This window comes from Roseobacter insulae (genome assembly GCF_019375555.1).
GTDB classification, from domain to species: domain Bacteria; phylum Pseudomonadota; class Alphaproteobacteria; order Rhodobacterales; family Rhodobacteraceae; genus Roseobacter; species Roseobacter insulae.
Genome location: NZ_JAHXDN010000002.1, coordinates 507,952 through 534,582, shown reverse-complemented (window position 1 = coordinate 534,582; position 26,631 = coordinate 507,952). Strand labels below are relative to the sequence as shown.

At 61.3% G+C, this 26,631-nt stretch carries 28 protein-coding genes; 16 read left to right on the top strand and 12 right to left on the bottom strand.

The window, feature by feature from the left end; genetic code table 11:
* The first annotated feature begins 64 nt into the window (after window positions 1-64).
* Window positions 65-1,102, top strand: a complete 1,038-nt coding sequence (locus tag KX928_RS08765; RefSeq protein ID WP_219501115.1) for an ABC transporter permease — start codon at window positions 65-67, stop codon at window positions 1,100-1,102.
* Window positions 1,095-2,081 carry an ABC transporter permease gene (locus KX928_RS08760; protein ID WP_219501112.1) on the top strand — a complete coding sequence of 329 codons (987 nt, stop codon included), beginning with the start codon at window positions 1,095-1,097 and terminating at the stop codon, window positions 2,079-2,081. The genes KX928_RS08765 and KX928_RS08760 overlap by 8 nt, the downstream gene beginning before the upstream one ends.
* A gap of 75 nt (window positions 2,082-2,156) precedes the next feature.
* On the opposite strand, the gene KX928_RS08755 is transcribed toward KX928_RS08760, so the two are convergent.
* Entirely contained in the window at window positions 2,157-3,440 is a 1,284-nt protein-coding gene (locus KX928_RS08755; RefSeq protein ID WP_219501109.1) for a DUF3422 family protein, read from the bottom strand.
* Between the two features lie 222 nt (window positions 3,441-3,662).
* Between KX928_RS08755 and KX928_RS08750 the strand changes: the two genes are divergently transcribed.
* Window positions 3,663-3,863 carry a hypothetical protein gene (locus KX928_RS08750; protein WP_219501105.1) on the top strand — a complete coding sequence of 67 codons (201 nt, stop codon included), beginning with the start codon at window positions 3,663-3,665 and terminating at the stop codon, window positions 3,861-3,863.
* On the opposite strand, the gene KX928_RS08745 is transcribed toward KX928_RS08750, so the two are convergent.
* From KX928_RS08745 to KX928_RS08730, 4 genes are all read right to left on the bottom strand, one after another.
* Entirely contained in the window at window positions 3,812-5,245 is a 1,434-nt protein-coding gene (locus KX928_RS08745; RefSeq protein ID WP_219501101.1) for an NAD(P)(+) transhydrogenase (Re/Si-specific) subunit beta, read from the bottom strand. The two genes, KX928_RS08750 and KX928_RS08745, sit on opposite strands and share 52 nt — an antisense overlap.
* A 15-nt stretch (window positions 5,246-5,260) precedes the next feature.
* Window positions 5,261-6,835, bottom strand: a complete 1,575-nt coding sequence (locus KX928_RS08740; RefSeq protein WP_219501099.1) for a Re/Si-specific NAD(P)(+) transhydrogenase subunit alpha — start codon at window positions 6,833-6,835, stop codon at window positions 5,261-5,263.
* A 126-nt stretch (window positions 6,836-6,961) separates the two neighbouring features.
* Window positions 6,962-7,411 carry a methyltransferase family protein gene (locus KX928_RS08735; protein ID WP_219501096.1) on the bottom strand — a complete coding sequence of 150 codons (450 nt, stop codon included), beginning with the start codon at window positions 7,409-7,411 and terminating at the stop codon, window positions 6,962-6,964.
* Window positions 7,408-7,788, bottom strand: a complete 381-nt coding sequence (locus KX928_RS08730) for a VOC family protein (RefSeq protein ID WP_219501094.1) — start codon at window positions 7,786-7,788, stop codon at window positions 7,408-7,410. The genes KX928_RS08735 and KX928_RS08730 overlap by 4 nt, the downstream gene beginning before the upstream one ends.
* Before the next feature lie 124 nt (window positions 7,789-7,912).
* Here KX928_RS08730 and KX928_RS08725 point away from each other — a divergent pair, with 124 nt between their 5' ends.
* On the top strand, window positions 7,913-8,665 hold the full coding sequence (locus KX928_RS08725; RefSeq protein ID WP_219501092.1) for an SDR family NAD(P)-dependent oxidoreductase: 753 nt from the start codon (window positions 7,913-7,915) through the stop codon (window positions 8,663-8,665).
* A gap of 69 nt (window positions 8,666-8,734) precedes the next feature.
* Complete coding sequence (locus tag KX928_RS08720; protein WP_219501090.1) at window positions 8,735-9,289, top strand: REP-associated tyrosine transposase; 555 nt, start codon at window positions 8,735-8,737, stop codon at window positions 9,287-9,289.
* A 15-nt stretch (window positions 9,290-9,304) separates the two neighbouring features.
* On the opposite strand, the gene KX928_RS08715 is transcribed toward KX928_RS08720, so the two are convergent.
* The 5 genes from KX928_RS08715 to KX928_RS08695 form a co-directional block, all read right to left on the bottom strand.
* On the bottom strand, window positions 9,305-10,081 hold the full coding sequence (locus KX928_RS08715) for a gamma-glutamyl-gamma-aminobutyrate hydrolase family protein (protein ID WP_219501086.1): 777 nt from the start codon (window positions 10,079-10,081) through the stop codon (window positions 9,305-9,307).
* 128 nt (window positions 10,082-10,209) lie between these two features.
* On the bottom strand, window positions 10,210-10,635 hold the full coding sequence (locus tag KX928_RS08710) for a GlcG/HbpS family heme-binding protein (protein WP_219501084.1): 426 nt from the start codon (window positions 10,633-10,635) through the stop codon (window positions 10,210-10,212).
* 72 nt (window positions 10,636-10,707) lie between these two features.
* Window positions 10,708-12,849: a malate synthase G gene (locus KX928_RS08705; RefSeq protein WP_219501081.1), complete on the bottom strand. Its 2,142-nt coding sequence runs from the start codon at window positions 12,847-12,849 to the stop codon at window positions 10,708-10,710.
* Window positions 12,850-12,933: 84 nt separating this feature from the next.
* On the bottom strand, window positions 12,934-13,092 hold the full coding sequence (locus tag KX928_RS08700; RefSeq protein ID WP_219501078.1) for a DUF2256 domain-containing protein: 159 nt from the start codon (window positions 13,090-13,092) through the stop codon (window positions 12,934-12,936).
* Window positions 13,093-13,095: 3 nt separating this feature from the next.
* The gene (locus KX928_RS08695) at window positions 13,096-13,263 is read right to left on the bottom strand and encodes a hypothetical protein (RefSeq protein WP_219501075.1); all 168 of its coding nucleotides are present in this window, start codon (window positions 13,261-13,263) and stop codon (window positions 13,096-13,098) included.
* A gap of 104 nt (window positions 13,264-13,367) precedes the next feature.
* Here KX928_RS08695 and pepN point away from each other — a divergent pair, with 104 nt between their 5' ends.
* Genes pepN through KX928_RS08680 form a run of 3 tightly spaced genes read left to right on the top strand, consistent with a single transcriptional unit; the run spans window position 13,368 to window position 17,087 of the window.
* Complete coding sequence (gene pepN, locus KX928_RS08690) at window positions 13,368-15,923, top strand: aminopeptidase N (protein ID WP_219501073.1); 2,556 nt, start codon at window positions 13,368-13,370, stop codon at window positions 15,921-15,923.
* On the top strand, window positions 15,920-16,660 hold the full coding sequence (locus KX928_RS08685; RefSeq protein WP_219501070.1) for an SDR family oxidoreductase: 741 nt from the start codon (window positions 15,920-15,922) through the stop codon (window positions 16,658-16,660). The genes pepN and KX928_RS08685 overlap by 4 nt, the downstream gene beginning before the upstream one ends.
* Window positions 16,650-17,087: a hypothetical protein gene (locus KX928_RS08680; protein ID WP_219501067.1), complete on the top strand. Its 438-nt coding sequence runs from the start codon at window positions 16,650-16,652 to the stop codon at window positions 17,085-17,087. Before KX928_RS08685 ends, KX928_RS08680 begins: the two co-directional genes overlap by 11 nt.
* Here the strand turns inward: KX928_RS08680 and KX928_RS08675 are convergent.
* On the bottom strand, window positions 17,073-17,735 hold the full coding sequence (locus KX928_RS08675) for a transglycosylase SLT domain-containing protein (RefSeq protein WP_219501064.1): 663 nt from the start codon (window positions 17,733-17,735) through the stop codon (window positions 17,073-17,075). The genes KX928_RS08680 and KX928_RS08675 overlap by 15 nt on opposite strands.
* Before the next feature lie 380 nt (window positions 17,736-18,115).
* On the opposite strand from KX928_RS08675, the gene KX928_RS08670 reads away from it, so the two are divergent.
* The 4 genes from KX928_RS08670 (at window position 18,116) to KX928_RS08655 (ending at window position 21,929) form a co-directional block, all read left to right on the top strand.
* Window positions 18,116-19,255 (top strand): hypothetical protein, encoded by a 1,140-nt coding sequence (locus KX928_RS08670; protein ID WP_257883640.1) that lies wholly within the window; start codon window positions 18,116-18,118, stop codon window positions 19,253-19,255.
* A gap of 21 nt (window positions 19,256-19,276) precedes the next feature.
* The gene (locus tag KX928_RS08665) at window positions 19,277-19,762 is read left to right on the top strand and encodes a hypothetical protein (RefSeq protein ID WP_219501061.1); all 486 of its coding nucleotides are present in this window, start codon (window positions 19,277-19,279) and stop codon (window positions 19,760-19,762) included.
* 85 nt (window positions 19,763-19,847) lie between these two features.
* Window positions 19,848-21,359, top strand: coding sequence for an Asp-tRNA(Asn)/Glu-tRNA(Gln) amidotransferase subunit GatB (gene gatB, locus KX928_RS08660; protein WP_219501058.1), 1,512 nt, complete (start codon window positions 19,848-19,850; stop codon window positions 21,357-21,359).
* A 117-nt stretch (window positions 21,360-21,476) separates the two neighbouring features.
* Entirely contained in the window at window positions 21,477-21,929 is a 453-nt protein-coding gene (locus tag KX928_RS08655; protein WP_219501056.1) for a DUF4177 domain-containing protein, read from the top strand.
* 9 nt (window positions 21,930-21,938) lie between these two features.
* Here the strand turns inward: KX928_RS08655 and KX928_RS08650 are convergent, their stop codons facing one another.
* Window positions 21,939-22,196, bottom strand: coding sequence for a BolA family protein (locus tag KX928_RS08650; RefSeq protein WP_219501054.1), 258 nt, complete (start codon window positions 22,194-22,196; stop codon window positions 21,939-21,941).
* A 74-nt stretch (window positions 22,197-22,270) separates the two neighbouring features.
* Between KX928_RS08650 and KX928_RS08645 the strand changes: the two genes are divergently transcribed.
* From KX928_RS08645 to cobT, 4 genes are all read left to right on the top strand, one after another.
* Window positions 22,271-22,897 carry a J domain-containing protein gene (locus tag KX928_RS08645; protein ID WP_219501053.1) on the top strand — a complete coding sequence of 209 codons (627 nt, stop codon included), beginning with the start codon at window positions 22,271-22,273 and terminating at the stop codon, window positions 22,895-22,897.
* Between the two features lie 125 nt (window positions 22,898-23,022).
* A complete protein-coding gene (cobS, locus tag KX928_RS08640; RefSeq protein ID WP_219501051.1) occupies window positions 23,023-24,009 on the top strand; it encodes a cobaltochelatase subunit CobS in 987 nt (328 codons plus the stop codon).
* A gap of 3 nt (window positions 24,010-24,012) precedes the next feature.
* Window positions 24,013-24,711, top strand: coding sequence for an aspartate/glutamate racemase family protein (locus KX928_RS08635; RefSeq protein WP_219501049.1), 699 nt, complete (start codon window positions 24,013-24,015; stop codon window positions 24,709-24,711).
* Between the two features lie 3 nt (window positions 24,712-24,714).
* Window positions 24,715-26,592: a cobaltochelatase subunit CobT gene (gene cobT / locus KX928_RS08630; protein ID WP_219501039.1), complete on the top strand. Its 1,878-nt coding sequence runs from the start codon at window positions 24,715-24,717 to the stop codon at window positions 26,590-26,592.
* Window positions 26,593-26,631: the final 39 nt, after the last annotated feature.

The window sequence follows — 26,631 nt, the reverse complement described above, 5'->3', positions numbered from 1 at the left end:
CTGGCCAGATCCGGTCCTGCCTCTTTTCCACCAATAACAAGACTAACGCATAAAGGCGTAGCACATGCTGACATACACCATCCGACGGCTGGTCCTGTCGATCCCGACGCTGCTTTTCATCAGCGTTGTGATCTTCCTGCTCTTGCAACTGGCCCCGGGTGACCCGATGGCACAGGTGCCCCTGACCGTTCCCCCCGAAGTCAAACAGAAAATGCGCGAAGCCCTCGGCCTCGGCGCGCCCATTCATATCCAGTACTGGAAATGGCTGGTGCAGTTTTTCTGGATCGAACCCCAGGTCTTTCTCGACTGGGCCACGCGGGAAAGCCTGCTGCTGGGATGGTTGCCCGACACCGCCTTTGCCGAAGGCAAGCTGCGGGTGATCTCATGGCAGACCCGGTCGCCGGTGATGGACATCGTGATGCAACGCATGCCGCAAACCCTCTGGGTCGTGGGCATGTCCTACATCGTGGGCATCCTGATCGCCCTGCCGATCGGGATCTATTCTGCCTACAAGCAATACTCCCTTTTCGATCAGGCGGGCACTTTCGTCTCGATGATCGGCTTCTCGGTGCCGCCGTTTTTCTCCGGGGTTCTGGTGATCGTGATCTTCTCGGTCAACCTTGGCTGGTTCCCGTCGATCTATGACACCACCCATGTGGTGACGGACTGGGCAAGCTTCAAAGTCCAGCTGCAACAGATGATCATGCCGGTGATGGTGCTGGCCTTGCAGACAACAGCCCAGATCAGCCGTTTTATGCGTGCCTCCATGCTCGACAATCTCAACCAGGACTACGTGCGCACCGCCAGGGCCAAGGGCCTGAAGGAAAGCGCCGTGGTTCTGGTTCACGTGCTGCGCAACTCGATGATCCCGATCATCACGGTGATCGCGCTTGGCATTCCGTCGATCTTCGGCGGTGCCATCATCACCGAGACGCTCTTCAAGGTGAACGGTATCGGGCAGCTGCTGTTGACCGCCCTTTTCGCCAATGACCTGCCGATGGTGATGACCCTGACGTTCATCTTTGCCATCCTCATCGTGCTCTTCAATCTGATCGCGGACGTGCTCTACGGCATTCTCGATCCGAGGATCCGCTATGACTGATCAGATCACCGACCCCTCCGAGATCGAACTTTACGGCGCGCTCAAGGACAAGGAGCCGCCCAAAGAACCGCGCAGCCAGTGGAAAGACGTCTGGGACCAGTTCCGCAAACACAAGGGCGCGATGATCGGCGGTGGGTTTTTGCTCTTCATCACGCTGGCAGTGCTGATCGGCCCGCTGGTCTGGGATGTGGATCCCAAGAAGCTGGATATCCGCAACAAGGACATGCGCCCCCTTTATACCCTGCTCTGGGACGGTGACGCGCGTACCAGCTGGGCCAAGCCACTGGGGTCGGACAACCTCGGTCGCGACATTCTGGCCACCCTCATCGCCGGCGGCCGAGCCTCCATGGCGGTGGGATGGACGGCGATGATCCTCGCGCTGTTGATCGGTACCGCGGTGGGCGTCTCCGCGGGCTATTTCAAACGGCTGGACGGGCCGCTGATGCGGCTTACGGACCTGTTCCTGTCGCTGCCCATCCTGCCGCTTCTTCTGGTGGCCGTAACCCTCTTCCGACAACCGCTCAGGGCCAACTTCGGGCCGGAAACCGGCATGTTCATCCTGATCGTCGGCGTTATCGGCATCACTTCGTGGATGCAGACGGCCCGCATCGTCCGCGGCGAAATCCTCGCGCTGAAAGAGCGGGAGTTCATCCTTGCGGCCCGGTCAATCGGCACCAAACCCTTCGCCATCATCCGGCGGCACCTGTTGCCGAATGTGGTCTCGCCGATCATGGTTTCCGCCACGCTGGGTCTGGCCACGGCCATCATCACCGAAAGCGCGCTCAGCTTTCTGGGGGTCGGCTTCCCCTCTGACTTCCCGACCTGGGGTAAGCTTCTGTCCGATGCCGTGCCGCGCATGGAGGAATTCCCGGAACGGGTCATGCTGCCCGGCATCCTGATCTCGCTGACCGTGTTGTCGGTGAACTACCTTGGAGACGGCCTGCGCGACGCCCTCGATCCGAGGATCAGAGGACGGTAGAGGCCCGCGCTGACAAAAGGGACGGTGGGCGGGGCGTCTTGACGCGACAGCGGCAAGCGCGTCGTCCCGGCGGCCCTATTCCACGGATTTCCGCAAGCGCCGGACCAGCGCCCAGACCAGCAGAACGACAGGGAGGGTTGCAAGGGCCGTCAACATCCCCTTGCTCAGCCCTGTCGCCTGCGTCAGCGGGTACATCAGATAACCCACCAGCGACACCGCGTAGTAGCTGATCGCCACCACTGACAGCCCTTCGACCGTCCGCTGCAGGCGCAATTGCAAATCCGAGCGCCGGTCCATGCTCTCCAGCAACGACTGGTTTTGTGCCGAGCGTTCCACATCCACCCGGGTCCGCAGCAGGTTCGAGGCGCGGATGGAGCGGCTCGACATCGCCTCCAGCCGGCGGGCCGCGGAATTGACCGTGCGCATGGCGGGCGCGTAGCGCCGCATCATGAACTCCGCGAAATGCTGCCGTCCCTGAAACCGATCCTCGCGCAGGGCCTCGATCCGCTGATTGACCAGCGCTTCATAAGCCCCCGTCGCCCCGAAGCGGAACGATGAGCGGGCCGACAGCGTTTCCAGCTCCGCCGAAATGGCCAGCAGATCATGCAGCGTCTCCTCGGCAGAGGCGCTCTCGTCGCTCATTGCGCCCATCAAGCCGGTCAGTTTCGTGTCGAGCTCGTTCAGCCCCGGCTGCATCGCCCTTACCCGCGCGAAACCAAGCATCGACATCGTCTTGTAGGTCTCAATCTCACACAGCCGCTGCACGATCCGCCCGATCCGCCGCGCGCCGGTCTGCGCATCCGCAAAGACTGCGAACCGCAGATGCCCGTTGAGATCGATACGAAAATCCCCCGCCACCACCGCCGCTTCATCCAGCACCGACGAGACCGCAAGGCTTTCGGACACGAACCAGTCCTCCAGCCTGCTGGTGATCTCATCGGCCTCACGCGGCTTCGGCACGATGTTCAACAGGACCGAGGTGATGCGCTGCCCCGGCGCCTGATCGAGCCAGTCGGCAGGAAAGACATCGAACTCCGCCGGATCGAAGGCCCGTCTCACCGGCCCGTCCGTAAAGGCGGTGTAGGTGACGAATTCGGTGTGCTGTTCCCACTTGAGCCAATGCTTCCCGATCTGACCATAGTAATGGGTCGCGCCGGGTTGCGGGTGCGGCGCACCATGCCGGTCGAGCAAGGCGGTCAGATGCACCAGATCCCCGGACCGGTCGCGACTGACAGCATCATTCGGTTGCTTGATGGCGATATACACAGCCGAACAGGGCGCGCTCATCGACGGGAAGGGGCGCGCATGCAGCTCGTTTGCCAATTTGTACCGCAAGGGGTGATCGGTGATAGGTGCCATAGTAACTTCCTGGGACTTTAGAAGGACTTAGTGCCGCACATACCATAAGTAAAGAAAAAATCCTTTTTATTCATTGTGTTAGCGGTACACATTGGCATACCGAGCAAAATGAGGCAGAAGTGGTCACCAATGTCTATCGCCTGCGATCACCTATTGCTCGTCGCGGCAACACACTTGGCCTGCAGAACTCATCGACCGGTCACAGTGAATGACATCGCACCAATGACGCCCGGGCTGCCAATCGTGGACAAGCCCGCACTGGACTGCCAGACGGACCTTGCGGGCCTTGCACGTTCGGAACCGGCCCAAAGCTGGTCGACCGCGCCCGGGGCGACCAGCTTTTCAGGCGCAGTGATCATCGCCGACGCGGCTCAGTCGATCATCGGCAAAAGCTTGTCGAGGCTGGCCTTCGCATCGCCGTAGAACATGCGCGTGTTCTCCTTGAAGAACAGCGGGTTCTCGATCCCGGAATAGCCCGTGCCCTGCCCGCGTTTGGACACGAAAACCTGCTTGGCCCTCCAGCACTCCAGCACCGGCATGCCGGCAATGGGTGAGTTCGGATCGTCCTGGGCTGCCGGGTTCACGATGTCATTGGAACCGATCACGATGGCCACGTCCGTCTCCGGGAAGTCCTCGTTGATCTCGTCCATCTCCATCACGATGTCATAGGGTACCTTGGCCTCGGCCAGCAGCACGTTCATATGGCCGGGCAACCGCCCCGCCACCGGATGGATCGCAAAGCGCACGTTCTTGCCCTTGGCGCGCAGTTTGCGCACCAGCTCGGCCACGCCCTGCTGGGCCTGCGCCACCGCCATGCCGTAGCCGGGTATGATGATGACGCTGTCGGCCTCATTCAGCGCTGTTGCAACGCCCTCGGCCTCGATCGCGACCTGCTCACCTTCCACGGCCATCTGCTCGCCCGCAGGGCCGCCAAAGCCCCCCAGGATCACGCTGATGAACGACCGGTTCATCGCCTTGCACATGATGTAGCTGAGGATCGCACCGGACGAGCCGACAAGCGCACCCACCACGATCAGCAGGTCATTGCCGAGGGAGAAGCCGATCGCCGCTGCCGCCCAGCCGGAATAGCTGTTCAGCATCGACACGACGACCGGCATATCCGCGCCGCCGATCCCCATGATCAGGTGATAGCCAATAAAAAGCGCCGCCAGCGTCATCACGAACAGCGGGAAAAAGCCGCCCGTGTTGAAATACCAGACAAGGCAGAGCAGCGACAGGCCCGCCGCCGCCGCGTTCAGGATATGCCCGCCGGGCAGTTTCTTGGCCGCGCTATCGACTTTGCCCGCGAGTTTTCCATAGGCGATGACGGAACCTGTGAAGGTGACAGCCCCGATGAACACCCCAAGGAACAGCTCCACCCGAAGGATGGCCACTTCGACAGCGTCCTTCTTGGCAAGCAGCGCTGCAAAGCCGTCCAGCGCCTTGGCGGACGCCTCGTCCATGGCCATGACCCGGCCCAGCTCAATATGCGCGATGTAGCCCACGAAAACCGCGGCCAGACCGACAAGCGAGTGCATCGCCGCAACGAGTTCCGGCATCTGGGTCATCTGCACGCGCATCGCCAGCTGGTAGCCGATGGCGCCACCCAGACCGATCAGGATGATCGACGCGGGCCAGAGCCCTGCCCCCGGGCCGATCAAGGTGGCCAGCACCGCAAGCGCCATGCCGACGATACCGTACCAGACCGCACGTTTCGCGCTTTCCTGTCCCGAGAGCCCCCCGAGCGACAGGATGAAGAGGATGGCTGCGACCACATAGGCCGCTGTTGTGAATCCGAAGTCCATTATCCCTGTCCCGCCTTATGATTTCTGGAACATGGCGAGCATGCGCCGTGTCACGAGAAAACCGCCAAATATGTTGATCCCGGCCATGAAGACCGAAACCGCCGCCAGCAATATCACCAGCAACGACCCCGATCCGATCTGCATCAGCGCGCCGAGGATGATGATCGAAGAGATCGCGTTGGTGATCGCCATCAGGGGCGTGTGCAGCGAGTGGGCGACACCCCAGATCACCTGGAAACCGACAAAGACTGCAAGGACGAATACGATGAAATGCTGCATGAAACTGGCCGGTGCAACAAGGCCGACACCGAGCAGCAGCGCTCCGCCAACTGCCAGCAGCGTGACCTGATTGCGGGTTTGCTGTTTGAAGGCCGCGATTTCAGCATCGCGTTTTTCTTCCGCGGTCAGCTCTTTGGGCGTCTCTTTCTTCGGAGCAGCCGCAATCGCGGCGACCTTGGGTGGTGGTGGCGGGAAGGTGACTTCCTTGGCATGTGCAATGGTTGCCCCGCGGATCACGTCATCTTCCATATCGTGGTCGATCACACCGTCTTTTTCCGGCGTGAGGTCCGTCATCATATGGCGAATGTTCGTGGCGTATAGGGTCGAGGCCTGTGCCGCCATCCGGCTCGGGAAATCGGTGTAACCGATGATCGTAACCCCATTATCCGTCACGATTTTCTCGTCCATGACGGTCAGCTTGCAATTCCCGCCCTTCTCCGCCGCCAGATCCACGATAACGGATCCGGGTTTCATGGATTTCACCATGTCCTCGGTCCAGAGCTCCGGCGCTTCGCGGTTGGGGATCAGCGCAGTGGTGATCACGATGTCCATATCGGGCGCCAGTTCGCGGAACTTGGCGAGCTGGGCGGCGGTGAATTCCGGGCTGGACACAGATGCATAGCCGCCGGTGGCAGACCCGTCCTGCTGCTCTTCGTCGAAATCGAGGAAGACGAACTCCGCTCCCATCGATTCCACCTGTTCGGCGACTTCCGGACGCACATCAAACGCATAGGTGATCGCGCCCAGCGAGGTGGAGGTGCCGATGGCGGCCAGACCCGCCACACCTGCGCCCACCACCAGAACTTTCGCCGGCGGCACCTTGCCCGCCGCCGTCACCTGCCCGGTGAAAAACCGGCCAAAGTTATTGCCGGCCTCGATCACGGCGCGGTAGCCGGCGATATTCGCCATCGAGGACAGCGCGTCCATTTTCTGGGCGCGCGAGATACGCGGGACCATGTCCATCGCGATGACGGTGGAGCCCTTTTTGGCGGCCGCTTCCATCAGATCCTTGTTACCCGCCGGGTTGAAGAAAGAGATCAGCGTCTGACCATCGCGCAGGCGTTTGACTTCGGTGTCCGAGGGCGCGCGCACCTTGGCGACAACGTCGGCCGCCTTCCAGAGCGCTGCGGCCGTTTTCGCGACCGTGACCCCTGCCTCTTTGTAATCTGCATCCGAGAACCCGGCAGCCTGCCCGGCCCCTGTTTCGATAACGCATTCATGGCCAAGTTTTTGCAAGTCCTTTGCCGAAGCAGGTGTCATTGCCACCCGCGCTTCGCCTTCAAAGGTCTCTTTTGGTGTCCCGATCTTCAATTGAAACTCCCCCATTCTGGTCGGTTTGGGCGCGCATTGATGCGCAAAGGTGACTTGTCCACTACCCCGCACTGCAGCGAGGTACAAGCACTTGCCGCCTGCCGTCGCGCAATAAATGCAAAGAATTCAGAGCCACCTGCGCACTTTTTGCTCATATCGTGCAAAGTCGGCCCTGAAGTGGCGCCGCATGCGGTTCTCTTCCGGGATAATGAACCTTTTTTCGAGCACCCACGCCAATACCGGGACCAACACCAGCGCAAGCACCGCGTCCCACCACAGGCAGAGCCCCGCCAGAATCAGAACGTCCGCGAGGTAGATGGGATTGCGCGACCGGGCGAAGATACCCGACTGGATGAGACTGTCCGGGGTTTCGTGCGGGATGATCGTGGTCTTGTGCCGTCGAAATTCCATCACGGCGAGAAGCGTCAGCACAATGCCGCCGCCCACAAGCACACCTGCGAGCAGCATCGTGACGGGATGTGCAAGACTGAGCCCGAAGGGGAACTGCGTGGCCTGCAGCCAGGCAATGACGGCGAACACCACCAGCCAGACCGGCGGCAGGTCGACCCACTTCATTCAGCGCCTTCAGGGTCTTTGGGCTGCCACAGCTCGATCGGGTTGCCTTCCGGGTCGTAGACCCGCGCAAAACTGCCGTTGGGCAGCTCCTCTGGGTGCTTTTCGACCGTAATACCTGCAGCTTGCAACTGGGCAATCATCGCGTCGAGATCATCGACCCGGAAGTTCAGCATCCACTGTTTATCCGCATCGCCGAAATACTTTGTGTCCTTGGCAAATGGCGCAAAAACCGTGGGCCCCTGATCTTGTGTCCAGACCGGTGTGACGTAATCCTTGGGCACTTCGGTGATCCCGAAGTGCTGCGCATACCACGCCGCCAATTGTTCCGGGTTCTCCGCGCGGAAGAAAAAGCCGCCAAACCCCGTGATGCGTTGCATGAACTCCCCCTTCGTGAGGTCACGGACAGAATAACGCCGGTGGAAAGGCATTTCAATCGACCGCACGTTCTTGCGCCCCAGCGCGTGCAGTTTACTCTGACCCTGACAATCAGGGGAGAACATCATGTCACTTGCAGGCAAACACGCGTTGGTCACCGGAGGCGGCACCGGCATTGGTCTGGCGATTGCCCGCGCCCTTGCCGCTGACGGCGCCGTAGTGACGATTACCGGGCGGCGTCAGGACGTGCTGGACGAGGTCAGTGGCGAGGGCCTTTTCGGCATGGCGATGGACGTGCGCGACGAGGCGGATGTGGTGGCGAAAATCGCTTCGGCAGTGGCAGCGCGCGGGCCAATCCAGATCTGTGTCGCCAACGCGGGTATCGCCGAGGGGCGCGCCCTGCATAAAACCGACCTCGCGTTCTGGCGCAACATGATGGCGACCAATCTGGACGGCGCTTTCCTGACGATCCGCGAATCCCTCGCCTCGATGCGGCAAACCGACTGGGGCCGGGTCATCGCGGTGTCTTCCATCGCCGGGCTGCGGGGTCTGCAGGGTGCTGCCTGCTACTCCGCCTCGAAACACGGGCTGATCGGGTTGATCCGCGCCCTGAGCGAAGACTACCTTGGCAAGCCAATTACCTTCAACGCGCTGTGCCCTGCCTATGTCGACACACCAATCGTGACGCGAAACACCGCCTCCATTGCCGAACGCGCGGGAGTGAGCGCGCAGGCTGCGCGCGACATGATGGTCTCCGCCAACCGCCACAACCGGCTGATCGCACCCGAAGAGGTTTCCGCGGCGGCGATGTGGTTGGTCTCTCCCGGGTCAGAAAGCGTGAACGGGCAAGCCGTGGAAATCGCGGGCGGCCAGATGTAATGCCCCCTTCCGCAACTTGACGTCCCGCTCTTCAGGATTCGTTAACCGTGGCAAGGCTAGCCTTCCGCCATGTCCGATACCACTCACTCAGAATTCTCCGGTGCCACCTATTTCTTCACCGCGCGTCTGGCGGATCAGCGCAGTTCGCTGCTGGTGGAGGAGGTTGTCCTGCTGCGGCAGGCGATGCGGGAAACGATCCGGCGCTACCCGTTTGAGATCGACGCGATCGTGGTGCTGCCCGCAGCCGTGCACACCATCTGGACACTGCCGCGGGGCGACACAGACTTCGCAACAAGATGGCGCTTTCTGAAAACCCGGTTCGCGCATGCGCTGCTTCAGAATGTGCCGCAGCGCGCCGAACAACTGGCGCCGCGCGGGCAAGGCATCTGGCAACGTCGGTTCTGGGACCACCGGATCCGCTCCGCGCATGATCTGGCGGTGCACCGGTCTTTGATCCATTCCGCACCGGTGCAATCCGGGCTTGTTCAGGACGCCAAGGACTGGGCATGGACATCCCTGCATCGCGACCATGCAGCAGCACACGCGCGCGTCAACAGGTCAGCGCCCCCGAAATTCAGCGAAATGGCGTTGAAGACAAAAAAGACTAAAGCGTCTGTGGCGTGACCCGCCCCAGCCCTTTCAGGCCACCTGTGCCGGGCGCAGCTTTCGTCCGTCAGCCCAGGCGTGAGTTGCCTCCCCAAAGGCGGCAAACAAGGGGCGCGACACCGGATCCTGCGCGGCTTCGTACTCCGGATGCCATTGCACCGCGAGCGTGAAGCCCGGTGCGCCGTCGATGTAGATCGCTTCGGGTGTGCCGTCCGGCGCCCTGCCATCGATCACCACACGCGACCCGGATGTCTTGATGCCCTGCCCGTGCAGGGTATTGGTCATCACTTCCTGTGCGCCCATCAACCGGTGAAACACGCCGCCATCGGTGAACGACACCGTGTGACGATGTTCAAATTTCTCTTCCAGAGTGCCATCCGGGGGCATCCGGTGGTTCATCCGCCCCGGCAGGTCGCGAATTTCCGGATGTAGCGAACCGCCCATCGCCACGTTGACTTCCTGAAAGCCGCGGCAGATGCCTAAAAACGGCTGTCCGCGCTCGACACAGGCACGCACCAATGCAAGTGCAATCGCGTCCCGCGCGCGGTCGAATTCGCCATGTGCATCAGTTTCATCTTCGCCGTATTCCTCCGGGTGCACATTGGGACGGCCGCCGGTGAACAGAAACCCGTCGCATGTTTCCAGCAGTTCCGTCACCGAAACATACTTGGGGTCGGTCGGGATCAGCATGGGAATACAGCCCGAGAGATCTGACACAGCTTCCGTATTCATGACGCCCCCTGCATGAACGGGGTACTCATCATTCAACAGGTAGTGATTGGTAATGATACCAACGATTGGGCGGGCCATCGGAACCTCATAATCATCTGTCTGCGCAACATATAACCTCGCACGACATTGGTTAACAGCCTATGACCGCGCAGACAAATGTGCACTTTTGCTTAACGGGTTGGCGGGCCGTCGGAGAATGGTCGGTATCAGACCTCAGCACTCAGACCCGCAGCGTCGATACCCGCCATGGCAGCGATGACGTCGTTATCAGATGTATCGCCCGTCACGCCGACCGCGCCCATCACGGCGCCATCGGCATCCCTGATGAGAATACCGCCCGGCACCGGCACAACCTGACCGCCGAATACCCCGTTCACGGCGGTCATGAAGTACGCCTGCGCATCGGCGCGCGCCATCTGCGCGGTGCCCGCCATGCCCAGCATGACCGACCCGTACGCCTTTCCGTGCGCAATGCCGAACCGCCCGGGCGAAGCGCCATCTTCCCGCTCAAAGGCCTGCACGTGCCCGCCCGCGTCCAGCACCACGACGGACAACGGTTTGAAATTCTCCGCCCGCCCTTTTTCGAGGGTTTTGCGGATGATCGTGCGCGCCTGGTCCAACGAGAGTGTCATGGGCTGTCCTTTTCCTTCCGTGTGATTTCTTTCAGAGCGATGCAGGGGCAAACGCGCGTGGCGATGCGGCAATCACTGCGCCGCTTTCAACTCCAACCGGCGGGCGTGCAGCACAGGTTCGGTGTATCCCGAGGGCTGCGTGCGGCCCTTGAACACCAGATCGCAGGCCGCCTGAAAGGCAATCCCGTCGTATCCCGGCGCCATTGGCCGATAGAGCGGATCAGAGGCGTTCTGCCCGTCCACCACCTCGGCCATTTTGCGCATGATCTTCATCACGTCTTGGGCATCTACCACACCGTGGTGCAACCAGTTGGCAATGTGCTGCGCCGATATGCGGCAGGTGGCGCGATCTTCCATCAGACCGACGTCGTTCATGTCGGGCACTTTCGAACACCCAACACCCTGATCAATCCAGCGCACGACGTACCCAAGGATACCCTGGGCGTTGTTTTCCACCTCCCGGGTTTTCTGGGCATCCGTCCACTTCTGGTACTCCGCCAGCGGGATATTGAGCACCGTATCGACATAGGCCCGGCGCCCGCCTTTCTTCAAGGCGGCCTGCACGGCGAAGACATCGAAACGATGATAGTGCAGCGCATGCAGGGTGGCCGCCGTGGGGCTGGGCACCCATGCGCAATTGGCGCCGGATTTCGGGTGCTCGATCTTCTGCTCCAGCATGGCCGCCATGAGGTCCGGCATCGCCCACATGCCCTTGCCGATCTGCGCCTTGCCGCTCAACCCGCATTCAAGGCCAATGTCCACGTTCTGGTTTTCATAGGCGCCGATCCACGCCTTGCGCTTGATGAAGTCCTTGCGGCTGAAGGGGCCTGCCTCCATAGAGGTGTGGATCTCGTCCCCCGTGCGGTCCAGAAACCCGGTGTTGATGAAGGCCACCCGCGAGCGCGCCGCGCGAATGCACTCTTTCAGATTGACGGACGTGCGGCGTTCTTCATCCATGATGCCCAGCTTGACGGTGTATTGCGGCAGGCCGAGCACTTTCTCAACCTGGCTGAAGGTGCGATCCGCGAACGCAACCTCGTCCGGGCCATGCATCTTGGGTTTGACCACGTAAACGGACCCGTGCAGCGAATTGCCGCCGTCCCGCTTGAGATCATGCATGGCGATGAGCGTAGTGATCATGGCATCCATGAGACCTTCGAACACTTCGTTGCCGTCGCGGTCCAGAATAGCCGGGTTGGTCATCAGGTGTCCCACGTTGCGCACCAGCATCAGCGCGCGCCCCTTGAGCGTGACCTTCATGCCGTCCGGGCCGGTATATTCGCGATCAGGGTTCAGCGCCCGCGTAACCGATTTGCCGCCCTTGTCGAAAGTGTCTTGCAGATCGCCCTTCATCAGGCCCAGCCAGTTGGCATAGGCCACCACCTTGTCCTCGGCATCGACACAGGCCACGGAATCCTCGCAGTCCATGATCGCGGAAACGGCGCTTTCCATCTGCACATCGGCCAGCCCCGCCTGATCGCGGCTGCCGATGGCGTGTGTCCGGTCGAACACCAGTTCCACATGCAGACCGTTGTTGCGCAGCACGACGCTGTCCGGTGATTTCGGGTGGCCGGTATAGCCGACGAATTTGTCAGGCTGCACCAGCGGCTGATCATCGACCAGCAGCGCGCCATTGTGCACGTAGTACCGCCGCGCGTCCGCATGACTGGTCTTCTGAATGGGAAAAGCCTCGTCGAGAAACACCCGTGCCCGCGCCACAACCCGCGCGCCGCGCCCCTGATCATAGCCCCCTGTGGGCGGCGCGCTGCCCATTGCATCGGTGCCATAGAAGCCGTCATAAAGACTGCCCCACCGGGCATTCGCGGCATTCAGCGCGTAACGCGCATTCGTGATCGGCACCACCAGTTGAGGCCCCGGGACACGTGCGATCTCGTCGTCCACGTTTGCTGTGTCAATCTCGAATGCATCGCCTTCGGGCAGCAGGTAGCCGATATCGCGCAGAAAGGCGCAATACGCTTCGTGATCATGCGGTTTTCCCCGCCGATCAACGTGCCAGCTGTCAATCTTGCTTTGAATGTCGTCGCGTTTTTGGAGCAGGGCGCGGTTCTCCGGCCCAAGGTCATGCACCAGCCCGGACAGGCCGGACCAGAAATCTGTCGCGCTGACATCCGTGCCCGGCAGCGCCTGCGTTTCGATGAAGTCAACCAGTTCTGCCGCCACCTGGAGGTCATCTTTTTTCACGAAACCGGCCATATGAAACACTCCCTGACGATGGCGCCTTGACTTGGCGCAAAGGTGTAGGAGGTTTGTTTCCGATAGGCAACAGATGTGGTAAGGTTACTTTACCAATCGCCCGACACCGCTGTGGCGGGCGCGGCGGCACCGGTCGGAGCAGTATCGCACCTCGGACCAGTTCTTTTCCCATTTCTTGCGCCACGTGAAAGGCCGCCGGCAGGCGGCGCAGGTCTTTTCGGGCAAGTCGGCCTTCTTCCGCACGTTCTACACGAGCTGGTGCAGCGAACCATAGGCGGCAGCTTCCTCGCCGCCCGTGAACCACACAATCGCAAGGACGAGGATCACGGCAAGGGCGAGGCCAAGCCAGAGACCCCAAAGTGCTGGCCTGTGGCGCTTTTTCTGTTTGCCGATATTGGTGTCGGGTGCTGACATGATCGTTCCTTTCGTCATTCGTGTCGAAGCCGGGTTGCGGCTTGTCTCTTGGAGACATAACGTCCCCCGCGTCATATCCGTTCCATTCAATCATGCAGGTGCCCATGCGCGACGCGACCCCTCAAACCATATATCTGAGCGATTACAAACCCTTTGGCTTTGATGTAACGTCAGTGGAGCTGACGTTCGATCTGGCGCCGAATTGCACCCGTGTGCGCTCTAAAATCGCGTTTGAACCCAAAGCGGATGCAGAGCGGACGTTCTTTCTGCACGGTAAGGAGCTAAAGCTGATATCCGCCAAGATCGACGGCACCGACGTATCGCCGGCGTTGTCGGACGACGGGTTGACCTGCACGGTACCGGATGCACCGTTCATCTGGGAGGCGGAGGTCGAGATCGACCCCGAGAACAACACCGCTCTGGATGGTCTTTACATGTCAAACGGCATGTATTGCACTCAATGCGAGGCGGAAGGGTTCCGCAAGATCACCTATTATCCGGACCGCCCGGATGTGATGAGCGTCTTCACGGTACGGATCAACGGCCCCCACCCCGTGCTGCTGTCCAACGGCAACCCCGTCTCGCAAACGGAAGGTCACGCTGAATGGCACGACCCATGGCCGAAACCGGCCTATCTCTTCGCGCTGGTGGCCGGGGAACTCGTTGCACATCCGGGGTCGTTCACCACCCGTTCCGGACGCGACGTTGCGCTCAACATCTACGTGCGACCCGGCGACGAAGGCAAATGCGCCTTCGGGATGCAGGCGCTCAAGGACAGTATGAAATGGGACGAAGACGTCTATGGCCGCGAGTATGACCTCGACATCTTCAACATCGTGGCGGTCGATGACTTCAACATGGGCGCGATGGAGAACAAGGGGCTGAACGTCTTCAACTCCTCTGCCGTGCTGGCATCGCAGGCGACCTCAACCGATGCAAACTTCGAGCGGATCGAGGCGATCATCGCGCATGAGTATTTCCACAACTGGACGGGCAACCGCATCACCTGTCGCGACTGGTTCCAACTGTGCCTCAAGGAAGGCCTCACGGTCTTCAGGGACGCCCAGTTTACCGCCGACATGCGCTCGGCCCCGGTCAAGCGCATAACGGATGTCATCGATCTCAGGGGGCGCCAGTTCGCCGAGGATCAAGGCCCGTTGTCCCATCCTGTCCGGCCGGAAAGCTTTCAGGAGATCAACAATTTCTATACTGCCACCGTCTACGAAAAGGGCGCTGAGGTGATCGGCATGCTGCGCCGGATCGTCGGCGCGCAGGCTTACGACAAGGCGCTGAGCCTTTATTTCGACCGCCACGATGGCCAGGCCTGCACAATCGAAGACTGGTTGAAGGTTTTCGAAGACGCGACAGGACGTGATCTGACGCAATTCAAACGCTGGTACTCACAGGCGGGAACGCCGCGGGTGACCGTGAAGGATGCTTGGTACGCAGGCACTTATATATTGACCTTCACGCAACACCTCAAGCCATCCGCGACCACACCCGACCCGCAACCCCAGGTGATCCCGATTGTGACCGGCTTGCTGTCGCCGTCGGGTCAGGAAGTGGTGTCCAGCCAGGTGCTGGAACTGACGGAAGAGTCGCAATCCTTCACCTTCGAAGGGCTGGCGGAGCGCCCGATCCCCTCGGTCCTGCGCGGTTTTTCCGCGCCGGTGGTTCTTGAAAGCGAGCTTGCGGAAAATCACGCGGCCTTTTTGCTGGCCCATGACACGGACCCTTTCAACCGCTGGGAGGCCGGACGCAGCCTTGCCAAGGCGAGCCTGCTCGACATGGTGCGGACCGATGCAGCGCCCGATACACAGTATCTTGACGGGTTGCGTGCCGTGATGTCGCAGGGCGATCTTGACCCCACCTTCCGTGCATTGATGCTGGGCCTGCCCAGCCAGTCCGATCTGGCGACAGCGCTTCACGACGCGGGTGACACCCCCGATCCGGATGTGATCTGGACCGCGTCGGAAAAGATGCGTGCCGCGCAGGCTGAACATCTCAAGGAGATTCTGCCGGGCCTTTTTGCCGATCATCAGGTGCCCGAACCCTACAAGCCAGACGCCGATCAGTCCGGGAGGCGCAGTCTGGCCAATGCCACCCTCTCCCTGCTGTGCCGGATGGAGGGCCCCGAGCGCGCGCAAAGACAATTCGACAAGGCCGATAACATGACGCAACAATTGGCCGGCCTGTCAGTCCTGCTGCGCGAAAAAGCCGGAGATGCGGCGCTCAAGGCATTCGAAGAACAATGGAAAGACGACCGCCTCGTGATGGACAAATGGTTCGGTCTGCAGGTCATGCAGGCCGATCCGGACCAGGCCGTCGCCACGGCGGCAGCCTTGACAGAGCACCCTGATTTCAAATGGAAAAACCCCAACCGTTTCCGGGCGGTCTTCGGGGCGCTGGCGGCTCATCACGCCGGTTTCCATGCAGCGGGTGGGTCGGGCTACAAACTGCTTGCGGACTGGTTGATCCGGCTTGACCCTGTCAACCCGCAGACCACCGCGCGCATGTGCGTCGCGTTCCAGACATGGCAACGCTATGATGCGCAGCGCCAGACGCTGGCAGCGGCAGAGCTTGACCGCATGCTGGCCACGCCGACCCTGTCGCGTAACGCATCCGAAATGCTCACCCGTATCCGAGGAACACAGTCATGAAACCTGTCCTTCTCATCACCGGCGGTTCCGCCGGTATCGGGGCCGCCTGCGCCCGCATCGCCGCTGGCAAAGGATACGATCTGGCGCTGAATTTCCGCACCGACAAGACCGGCGCGGAGGCCGTGGCCAAGTACTGCGAAGCTGCGGGGGCGAAGGTCATCCTGTGCCCCGGCGATGTTGCGGACCCGGACGCCATCGCGCGCATCTACGCACAGATTGATGCAAGCTTCGGACGGCTCGATGCGCTTATCAACAACGCCGGAGTGGTTGATCAGACGGCAAAAGTCACCGAGATGGATCACGCGCGTCTCAAGCGCATGTTCGACATCAATGTGATCGGCGCGATGCTGGTGGCCAAGGAGGCCGTGCTGCGCATGCAGGCGCAGGGTCAGGGCGGTGTGATCGTGAACATCTCTTCGGCGGCGGCGCGCTTGGGCTCTGGCAATCAATATGTTGATTATGCCGCGTCCAAGGCAGCAATCGACTGCTTCACCAAGGGGCTGTCGGACGAAGTGGCCGGGGACAATATTCGCGTCATGGCGGTGCGGCCGGGCCTGATCGAAACGGAACTGCATGCCAAGGGCGGCGAACCGGGGCGCGCGGATAGGCTTGCGCATATGGTCCCGATGAAACGCAAGGGCAGTGCCGAAGAAGTCGCGCAGGCCGTGGTCTGGCTGCTGACGGATGAGGCCAGCTACGTGACAGGGTCGACGCTGGACGTCACGGGTGGGCGCTGAGCCCTTTTCCTATCGCCGCGCGGGGCGCAACCGCGCGACGCTCTGGGTGGTTCTGGGCGTCTGGGCCGTTCTGATCCTGGCGATGACCCAGGTCGATGCCGCGCCATGGCTGATGGGGATCATCGCGCTGTTCACCCTCCCGGCCCTGTGGGACCTCATCGCAAACCCCGTCGCCGGGCTCGATTTCGATGATCGGGAACTGCGGTGGTTCAGCGGCAAACGGCAGGCGTCCCTGCGATGGTCAGAGGTGGATTTCATGCGCCTTGATACACGGCTCGACTTTTCCGTGCGTGTGACAGCGGTGCTGCAAACCGGCCGCAAGATCCGTCTGCCCTACGAAGCGACACCCCCCCATCAGAGCCTTGAGACGGCGCTGCACGCCATCGGCATCCGAACAGAGCGGCATCACTTTTCACTCGTTGGGTGATTGGTACCGACTTCTTTTCCGAACCGGCTTCGGCGGCGCATTGCAATAGGGCTGCTGGTTGAGCCATGTGGCCATGTCGCGCCGCTTGGTGGCACTGCGCATGGGGCCCCAATCGGCGGCGATGCCGCGCCATCTGCCCTCCCGCCCCGCAATCACCCCATCGCGCGGCACGGTCACGGCCATGATCCGAAGGGCGCAGCTCAGATTGTCCGCACCGTCTTTCAGCGCCTCGCCGCTGCCCGCGCGGCACTCGTACCCGCGCGCGGTGGCCGGTGCGATCTGCAACAGGCCAAACCATTTGCCGCCGCCACCCACGGCCCAGGGCTGGTAGGTGCTTTCGTGTTTTGCCAGCGCCGACATCAGGCCCACCCAGAATGCCTGACGTCCCGCCACATCGGCCTCGCGGTAATAAGGGCACCACTGGTCAATATCGGCAGGCACCATGCTGGTGAGGGGCTGCCCATGCGTTGCCAGCGCACGCAATGCGGCCTGGTTCCACAGGCGATGGTTCGGCATGTGGCTCCACCGCATCTGGGGCAGTTGCGTTGCGGTTGTCGGGGTCGCATCGGTCGGAGATTGCGCCAGTGCGCCGGCCGCGCTCAAGCCGGCACACAGCAGCGATATCATCAGGGCAAAAATGCGTTTCATGCAAATGCTATGCGCCAGCGACACGCCGCAACGCAAGTCAACACTTGGTCGCGATACGCGTATCTGCGCAACTTCGCTCAGCCGGAAGAGGTGTGTCCGCACCATCGTTATCCAATCCCGAACAAATTACATCAATTGTCTACGATCATGATCCCAATCAACGAGATATCTCCGCGCGGACGCCATGTTTCAGCCCCAAAGGACCGTCAGTTTCATTTTTGTTACCTGTATTTGGAATACTGTAAATGTCGCTGCTTTCTTTGCTCACCAAGCTTCCCATGGCGCCGTCTCGTTGGCGAACGACCGATGACTCAGACTCCCATGACCCCCTGTTACGACACGCCAGACAACGCACCTCGGTGCGCCCGGAAAACGCGCTTATGATCGCCTGCCCAAACCCTACCGAAGAGGAATCCTGCCGCGATTCCCACCAGGTGCGGGGACAGTTCCTCGCCCGGCAGGACCGGTGGGAAGATCTGGCACAGGACATCCGCATCGCGGAGGATGCGCGCCGCGCAACGCCCGGGCTGATGCCCGTCGCGGACCTGCTGAGCTATGGCGCGCGCGCCGATGTGGTGATGGCGGTTGAGCATGCTCTCTTCGATGGTCGGCCGGCTCGCGGAGCCCCCCTGCTGAACGGCGTCGAGGCGCTCGAAGTGATGCTGGCGGAGGCCGACAACGACATGACGCTGAGCACAATCGTCGCCCAGGCGCATATGGACATTGCCTGGGCATGGCGCGGGACGGGGTGGGACACTCAGGTTCCCAAACGCCACCGCGATGCCTTCGATGCGCATTTCGACCGCGCAAGGGATATTCTGGCGCCGTTCGAAATGCGCAGCTGCACGTCGCCGATACTTGCCGCCGCCAAATGCGCGCTGCACGGATCGGGCAAAAGCACCCCCAACCAGCTGGCGGCGGACTACGAGAAACTGATCGACCTCGAACCGCGCAACCCCGGCCCGATGCGCGCGATGGGCAACTACCTGTCGCCGCGCTGGTTCGGCACCCACGCGCAGCTTGAGCTTGAAGCGCGCCGCACCGCGTCACGTACGCAGCACATCTGGGGCGCGGGTGCCTATACATGGGTGATGTTCGACGCGTTGTCAGGTGACGATATCGCCTGCGCGGACCTCGACCTCGACTTCTTCGTGGAAGGCCTGCACGACATCCTCGACCGCAAACCGCATCAGTACACCGTCAATCTGCTTGCCGCGTATTGCGCCAATACGATCGGCAGCAATCTGACCGGGTATGACCCCGCCGATCAGACCCGCACCCGCATCGCAGGCTGCGCCGACTGGATCGTGCGCAAACATCTGACCGAACTGCACCCGCTCATCTGGGCCCATGCGGCCAATGGATTTGACAACAACCTGCGGGTGCGCTCCGCACGCGGTTTTGCCGCAGCCGGGCGCGCTGAAGCCCTGCGCATCATCGCTGATCTCTTTCGCCGCGAAATCGCACAGGGGCATCGCATCATATTCACCGCTGACGGCCCCGTGGCCGAACACAGTTAACTGACAAGGAAAGGACGCATCATGGGTTCGATACCAGCTGACGCCATCCACTGGGACAGTGGAGACTGGATTGAATGGCACCGCACCGCGGCACCCCCGGAAAATCCCCCGTGTTCGGCCCCATCCGAAGACCCGCAGGCGCGACTGCACACATTGCGCACCCGACTGTTGCAATGCGCGCGCGCCTATTTCGAAATGTCAGGCCAACACCTCCCGGTCTATGACAGTATTGCCAAGGTTCACGCCGCGCTCGCCTTTGACCTGCCGCTGGACCAGAACACCTGCGCGAACACGGATGGCACACCGCCGCAACTGATCGTGATCGCGCCCCATGGTCCGACGGATGTCGTCAGCGTGGACCTGTCCAAAGCATTTTGCTGTCTGATCGTTGTGCGCATCAGGGATAACTTCAAGGTCGAAGGGCGCATGATGCCGCGCGCGACCCTGCCGGACCGGACGGAAGGCCAGATCGATCTGCACTGGCGGGACCTGCCGACCAGCGACTGACATCGGCCTGCGCAGGGGCTTGCAGCACCGCGCGCGCTGGCCTAAGACCTCTCCCACGATCAGACCTGCCTGACGAGGGACCGCAATGCTTGATTTGACCTTTGAGACACCGACACCCAGGATCATTGCGGGTGCCAAGCACGATTGGGAACTGGTGATCGGCATGGAGGTGCATGCGCAGGTCACCTCAAAGGCGAAGCTCTTTTCCGCCGCCTCCACGCGGTTCGGCGCAGAACCCAACAGCAACGTGTCGTTCGTGGACGCGGCCATGCCCGGCATGCTGCCCACGATCAACGAATACTGCGTCGAGCAGGCAGTGCGCACCGGGCTGGGCCTGAAAGCGGAAATCCATCTGGAAAGCGCCTTCGACCGCAAGAACTACTTCTACCCGGACCTGCCGCAGGGCTACCAGATTTCGCAGCTCTACCACCCCATCGTGGGCGAAGGGGAAGTGCTGGTGGAAATGGGCGACGGCACCGCGAGACTGGTGCGCGTCGAACGCATTCATCTCGAACAGGATGCCGGGAAAAGCATCCATGACATGGACCCGAATATGTCCTTCGTGGACCTTAACCGGACCGGTGTCGCGCTGATGGAGATCGTTAGCCGCCCTGACATCCGTGGCCCCGAAGAGGCCGCCGCTTACCTGGGCAAACTGCGCCAGATCCTGCGCTATCTCGGCACCTGCGATGGCAATATGCAATCGGGCTCCATGCGCGCGGATGTCAATGTTTCAATCTGCCGCCCGGGCGATTATGAAAAGTATCAGGCGACGCAGGACTTCAGCCACCTGGGCACCCGCTGCGAGATCAAGAACATGAACTCCATGCGATTTATCCAGGCCGCTATCGAGGTTGAAGCCCGCCGCCAGATCGCCATCGTCGAAGGCGGCGGCAGCGTCGATCAGGAAACCCGTCTCTATGATCCGGACAAGAACGAAACCCGCTCGATGCGGTCGAAAGAGGAAGCGCATGATTACCGTTACTTCCCCGACCCCGACCTTTTGCCGCTGGTGATTGAACAGGCCTGGGTCGATGGCATCGCCGCGAACCTGCCGGAGCTGCCGGATGCCAAGAAGGCGCGGTTCATCAGTGATTTCGGATTGTCCGACTATGATGCCTCGGTGCTGACCGCGGATCTGGATTCAGCCGGCTATTTTGAAGCGGTTGCAGCGGGTCGCGACGGCAAGATCGCCGCGAACTGGGTGATCAACGAGCTTTTCGGGCGCCTCAAGAAGGACGACAGGGACATCACCGACAGCCCCGTCAGCCCCGCGCAATTGGGCGGCGTAATTGACCTCATCGCCTCGGATGCAATCTCCGGCAAGATCGCCAAGGACCTTTTCGAGATCGTGTATACCGAAGGCGGCGATCCTGCGGAAATCGTCGAGGCGCGCGGCATGAAACAAGTAACTGACACCGGCGCGATCGAAGCGGCGGTGGACGAGATCATCGCCGCCAATCCGGATCAGGTGGCAAAGGCGCAGGAAAACCCGAAGCTGGCGGGCTGGTTCGTGGGTCAGGTCATGAAGGCCACGGGCGGCAAGGCGAACCCCAAGACGGTCAACCAGCTTGTGGCGCAGAAACTGAAGGGCTGATCGGCGGGGAGTGGCCGGGGACGCTGCGGGCTGTGGCCTGCCCAACTGGCGCCCGGCCCATGTGGCCTGCACAGCCGGGTTTGCTAATAATGAACGTCACGGAGTTGGAGAGAGCGCATGCCACAGTACCAATATCGGGTGATCAGCGCACCCACGCGTGGTGTAAAAACCAAGGCGCTCAAAACGCCCGAAGACCGGTTCTCCCATGCGCTCGAAGAGGTGATGAACCAGATGGCGTCCGAGGGGTGGGAATATCAGCGGGCAGAGACGTTGCCATCCGTCGAACGCTCGGGCCTCACGTCGAGCACGACCAACTGGCGCAACGTGCTGGTGTTCCGCAAGTTGCTGCAAGCGCCCCGCGCCCAGACGGCCCCGGAGGCCGCCCCGACAGAGCGGCGCGAACCTGTCATCATACCCCCCAAAACACCCGACGATGATGCCTCCCAAAGCGAGGGCGCGAGCCGGATGCTCAGCGATAACGGTGTTGAGGAAGCGAGTGAGGTTTCCGGGATGACCAGCTCGCTGAAGCAACTGGCAGCAAGCAGAAACCCAGATAAACCAAAAGATTAGAGAACACTCCTAACCATCTGCATCTATCGCGAGGGCATGGATTTCCGACAGGAGCCGGGACCCGAGCGCGGCATGGATGGCACGATGCCGCGCCACACGGTTCATGCTCTTGAACTGCTCGGCGCGGATCGCCACGTTAAAGTGACTTTCACCACCTTCCGGATACCCCGCATGGCCACGGTGGCTTTCGCTGTCATCCACCACCTCCAGCTCCCGTGGCGCGAAAGCGTCGCGTAACCGATCTTCAATCTCTTGTCGTTTCGACATTTTTTTGCCCAGACCCCTTCACTCTTTCCGTGTGCAGTCTAAACTAAGCGGCCTCGACTCGTATAGGTGCCAATATGCCAAAGCCAGATCCATTTGGATTCGATATGTCTGTCTCTTCTTCCAAGAAGAAAAACCCGCGTGGACGGCGTGGTATGTCCGGCGCGTCGGAGACCTCGACCCGCGTCTGTGATCACGATGGCTGCGAGGAACCCGGCAAGTATCGTGCGCCCAAGGCACCGGACGTGCTGGATGATTTTTTCTGGTTCTGCCAGGCGCATGTGCGGGAATATAATCTGAAGTGGAATTTCTTTGACGGCACCACCGAGGCGGAACTGAACGCGCAGATGTCGAAAGACAAGGTGTGGGAACGCAACACCAAGCCGATGGGTGATCCGGAGGCGCGGGCCTGGGCGCGGCTGGGTATCGAAGACCCGCATCAGGTGCTTGGTGCAAACGCAACGCAGAACCCCGGGCGCGGGCCACAGGCAGGACGGCGCCTGCCACCGACCGAGCGCCGCGCGATCGAGATACTGGACGCCAAAGACACCTGGACCAAGCCCGAGGTGCGCAAGGCTTACAAGGCGCTGATCAAGGTGCTGCATCCTGACATGAACGGCGGCGACCGCAGCCAGGAAGAGCAGTTGCAGGAGGTCGTCTGGGCCTGGGATCAGATCAAGGGCAGCCGCAACTTCAAGGATTGATGGCGCTACCGATTTGGGCCAACTGGCACGCCCCTTCCCCTTGCACATGCGCGATATATGTTGCACCAGATGACCCGGGCCGCACACGTCCCGAATTCTTAGTCTTTCTACAAGGGTGAAACCTCATGGCCGACGGCGCACTGGACATCAACACGAAGCCCACCGAAGAGATCCACGTTCGCGACGTCTTTGGCATTGATAGCGATATGGTAGTCAAAGGGTTTGCGGACCGCAGCGACCGCGTGCCTGATCTGGACACCACGTATAAGTTTGACCCGGACACGACGCTGGCCATTCTGGCGGGCTTTGCACACAACCGGCGCGTGATGATCCAGGGCTATCACGGCACGGGTAAATCCACCCATATCGAACAGGTTGCCAGCCGACTGAACTGGCCTGCCGTGCGCGTGAACCTTGACAGCCACATCAGCCGCATCGATCTGATCGGCAAGGATGCGATCAAGCTGAAAGATGGCAAACAGGTCACCGATTTCCAGGAGGGTATCCTGCCATGGGCATTGCGAAACCCCACCGCGATCGTCTTTGACGAGTATGATGCGGGCCGGGCCGATGTGATGTTCGTCATTCAGCGCGTGCTGGAAGTGGACGGCAAGCTCACGCTGCTGGATCAGAACCAGGTGATCACGCCGCACCCCTACTTCCGCATCTTCTCCACCGCCAACACGGTGGGTCTGGGCGACACCACGGGCCTGTACCACGGCACCCAGCAGATCAACCAGGGCCAGATGGACCGGTGGTCGCTGGTGGCCACGCTGAATTACCTCAGCATCGACGCGGAGACCGCGATCGTCCTGTCGAAAAACCCGCATTACAACACCGAAAAAGGCCGCAAGATCGTCAAGCAGATGGTCACCGTGGCCGACCTGACGCGCACCGCTTTCATGAACGGCGATCTCAGCACGGTGATGTCGCCGCGCACGGTGATCGCCTGGGCGCAGAACGCCGAGATTTTTCGCAATGTCGGCTATGCTTTCCGCCTCAGCTTTCTCAACAAATGTGACGAGCTGGAACGCCAGACCGTGGCAGAATTCTATCAGCGTCTCTTTGACGAGGAGCTGCCGGAAAGTGCCGCCAGCGTGAGTTTAGGATAAGCCATGCACATCGGGTTGATCGGAGGCATCGGCCCGGCAGCCACGGTGGTTTACTATCAGCGGCTGACGGCCCTGATGCGGGAGCGCGGCAAGAAGCTGGACCTGACGATTGTGCAGGCGAGCGCCGATGAACTCATCGCCAATAATCTGGCGGATAATCGCAATGCACAGGCGGAGATTTACGCAGATCTTATTGGCCGGCTGAAAGCAGCAGGAGCCGAGTGCGCCGCGATCACCTCGCTGGGGGGGCATTTCTGCTATCCCGAAACGGAAGCCATCAGCCCCCTGCCCCTGGTCAGCGGAGTGACACCGCTTGATGCGTATTTCGTGGCGCAGGGTCTGGGAACCGTCGGGCTTCTGGGAACAGAGGTCGTGATGCGCACGCGGCTTTACGGGCAATTGCCCCACACCCGCGCGGTGGCGCCGGAGGGCAATCTGCAGGACGTCGGCAAAACCTATCTGGAGATGGCTGTCAGGGGTGCTGCGACGGATGCGGATCGCGCCTTTTTCTTCGAGGCCGGACACCGGATGACCGCCGATCAGGGGGCCGATGCAATCGTGCTCGCCGGGACCGATCTGGGACTGGCATTTGACGGGCATGATCCCGGCTATAAAGTGATCGACGCATTGGATGTACATGTTGCGCTGCTGGCCGATCTGGCCACGGGCAGGGCGACCTTGCCGCAGGGGACGAAGGGCTAAGCTATGAGCAAACAGTCAGACAATCCGGCCGATGCGTTCAAAAAAGCGCTGTCGGAGGCCACAAAGGTCATGGCGCATGACCCGGAGCTGACCGTCTCCTACTCTGTGGATCCTGCAGGTATGTCGGGCGATTCCATGCGATTGCCGCAGGTCAGTCGCCGCATGACACGCGACGAGGTGATGCTGGCGCGGGGCACCGCGGATGCTTTGGCGCTGAACCGGCGCTACCACAACGGCCAGACCCATGCCCGCTATCAGCCACAAGGGGACATGGCCAAAGACCTGTATGAAGCTATGGAAACCGCCCGCTGCGAGGCGATGGGTGCCCGCGACATGCCCGGAACGGCGGGAAATATCGACGCCAAGATCGCCCATGAGGCGATGCGCAAAGGGTACGATCAGATCACGCAGGCCGCCGATGCCCCGCTGGCAACGGCTGCGGGCTATCTGATCCGGCATCTGGCGACCGGGCGCGATCTGCCGTCGGGCGCGCAGAACGTGATGGAGCTGTGGCGCGGTTTTATCGAAGACCAATGCGGCGGCACGCTGGAAAACCTCGATGACACGCTCAGCGATCAGGCGGCCTTTGCCAAGTTCGCGCGGCAGCTGATCTGCGATCTTGGATATGGTGACCAGCTGGGCGACGACCCGGACCAGATCGACGAGGATCAGGAAGACGAAGCCGAAGAAGGGGCCGAAGAGGATTCCGATCCCGACAGCACAGGTCAAGACGATCAGGAAGACGAAGAGTCCGAAGGCTCGCCCGAGCAATCCCAGGAGGAGCAACAGGACGCGGCGCAGGCGCAGGTCTCCATGGATGACATGGCCGATCAGGAAATGGGCGATGAGGCGGACATGCCAGAGGGGGAGGCCCCGATGGAGCCGCCTGCCCCGCCCCCTGCATCGGATGCGGACCCGAATTACCTTGTGTACCTGAATGACCATGATGAAGAGATCGGAGCCGAAGAGCTTGCCGAGCCCGTCGAGTTGGAACGGCTGCGGGCCTATCTCGATCAGCAGTTGGAGCCTTTGAAAGGCGCCGTGAGCCGATTGGCCAACAAGTTGCAACGCCGGTTGCAGGCACAGCAGAACCGCTCCTGGGAATTTGATCTGGAAGAGGGCATGCTGGATGCCGGACGTCTGGCGCGGGTGGTGGCCAACCCGACGACGCCCCTGTCGTTCAAAGTGGAGAAGGACACTGATTTCCGCGATACGGTCGTGACGCTGCTGCTCGACAACTCCGGGTCGATGCGCGGGCGCCCGATCTCCATCGCGGCCATCTGCGCGGATGTATTGGCGCGGACGCTGGAGCGCTGCAATGTGAAGGTCGAAATTCTGGGCTTCACCACGCGCGCCTGGAAAGGCGGTCAGGCACGCGAAGCCTGGCTGAACGACGGGCGGCCACAGCAGCCGGGGCGTCTGAACGACCTGCGGCACATCATCTATAAATCCGCGGATGCACCTTGGCGGCGCACGCGGCCAAACCTCGGTTTGATGATGAAAGAAGGCTTGCTGAAGGAAAACATCGATGGCGAGGCGCTGGAATGGGCACACCGCCGGATGCTGATGCGGCACGAGGTCCGCAAGATCCTGATGGTGATCTCGGACGGGGCGCCGGTGGATGACAGCACCCTGTCGGTCAACCCTGCCAATTACCTCGAAAAACACCTGCGTGACGTAATCGAGATGGTGGAAAAACGCCGCGCCGTCGAACTGCTGGCCATCGGGATCGGGCATGATGTGACGCGGTACTACGACCGCGCGGTGACGATCACGGATGTGGATCAGCTGGCCGGCGCGATGACAGAGCAGCTGGCAGCCCTTTTCGACAGCGACCCGCGCGCCCGCGCCCGCATCATGGGCATAAAACGGGCCAGTTAACTGGCCCGTGCCTCCGGCGGGGATATTTATCAACCAGAG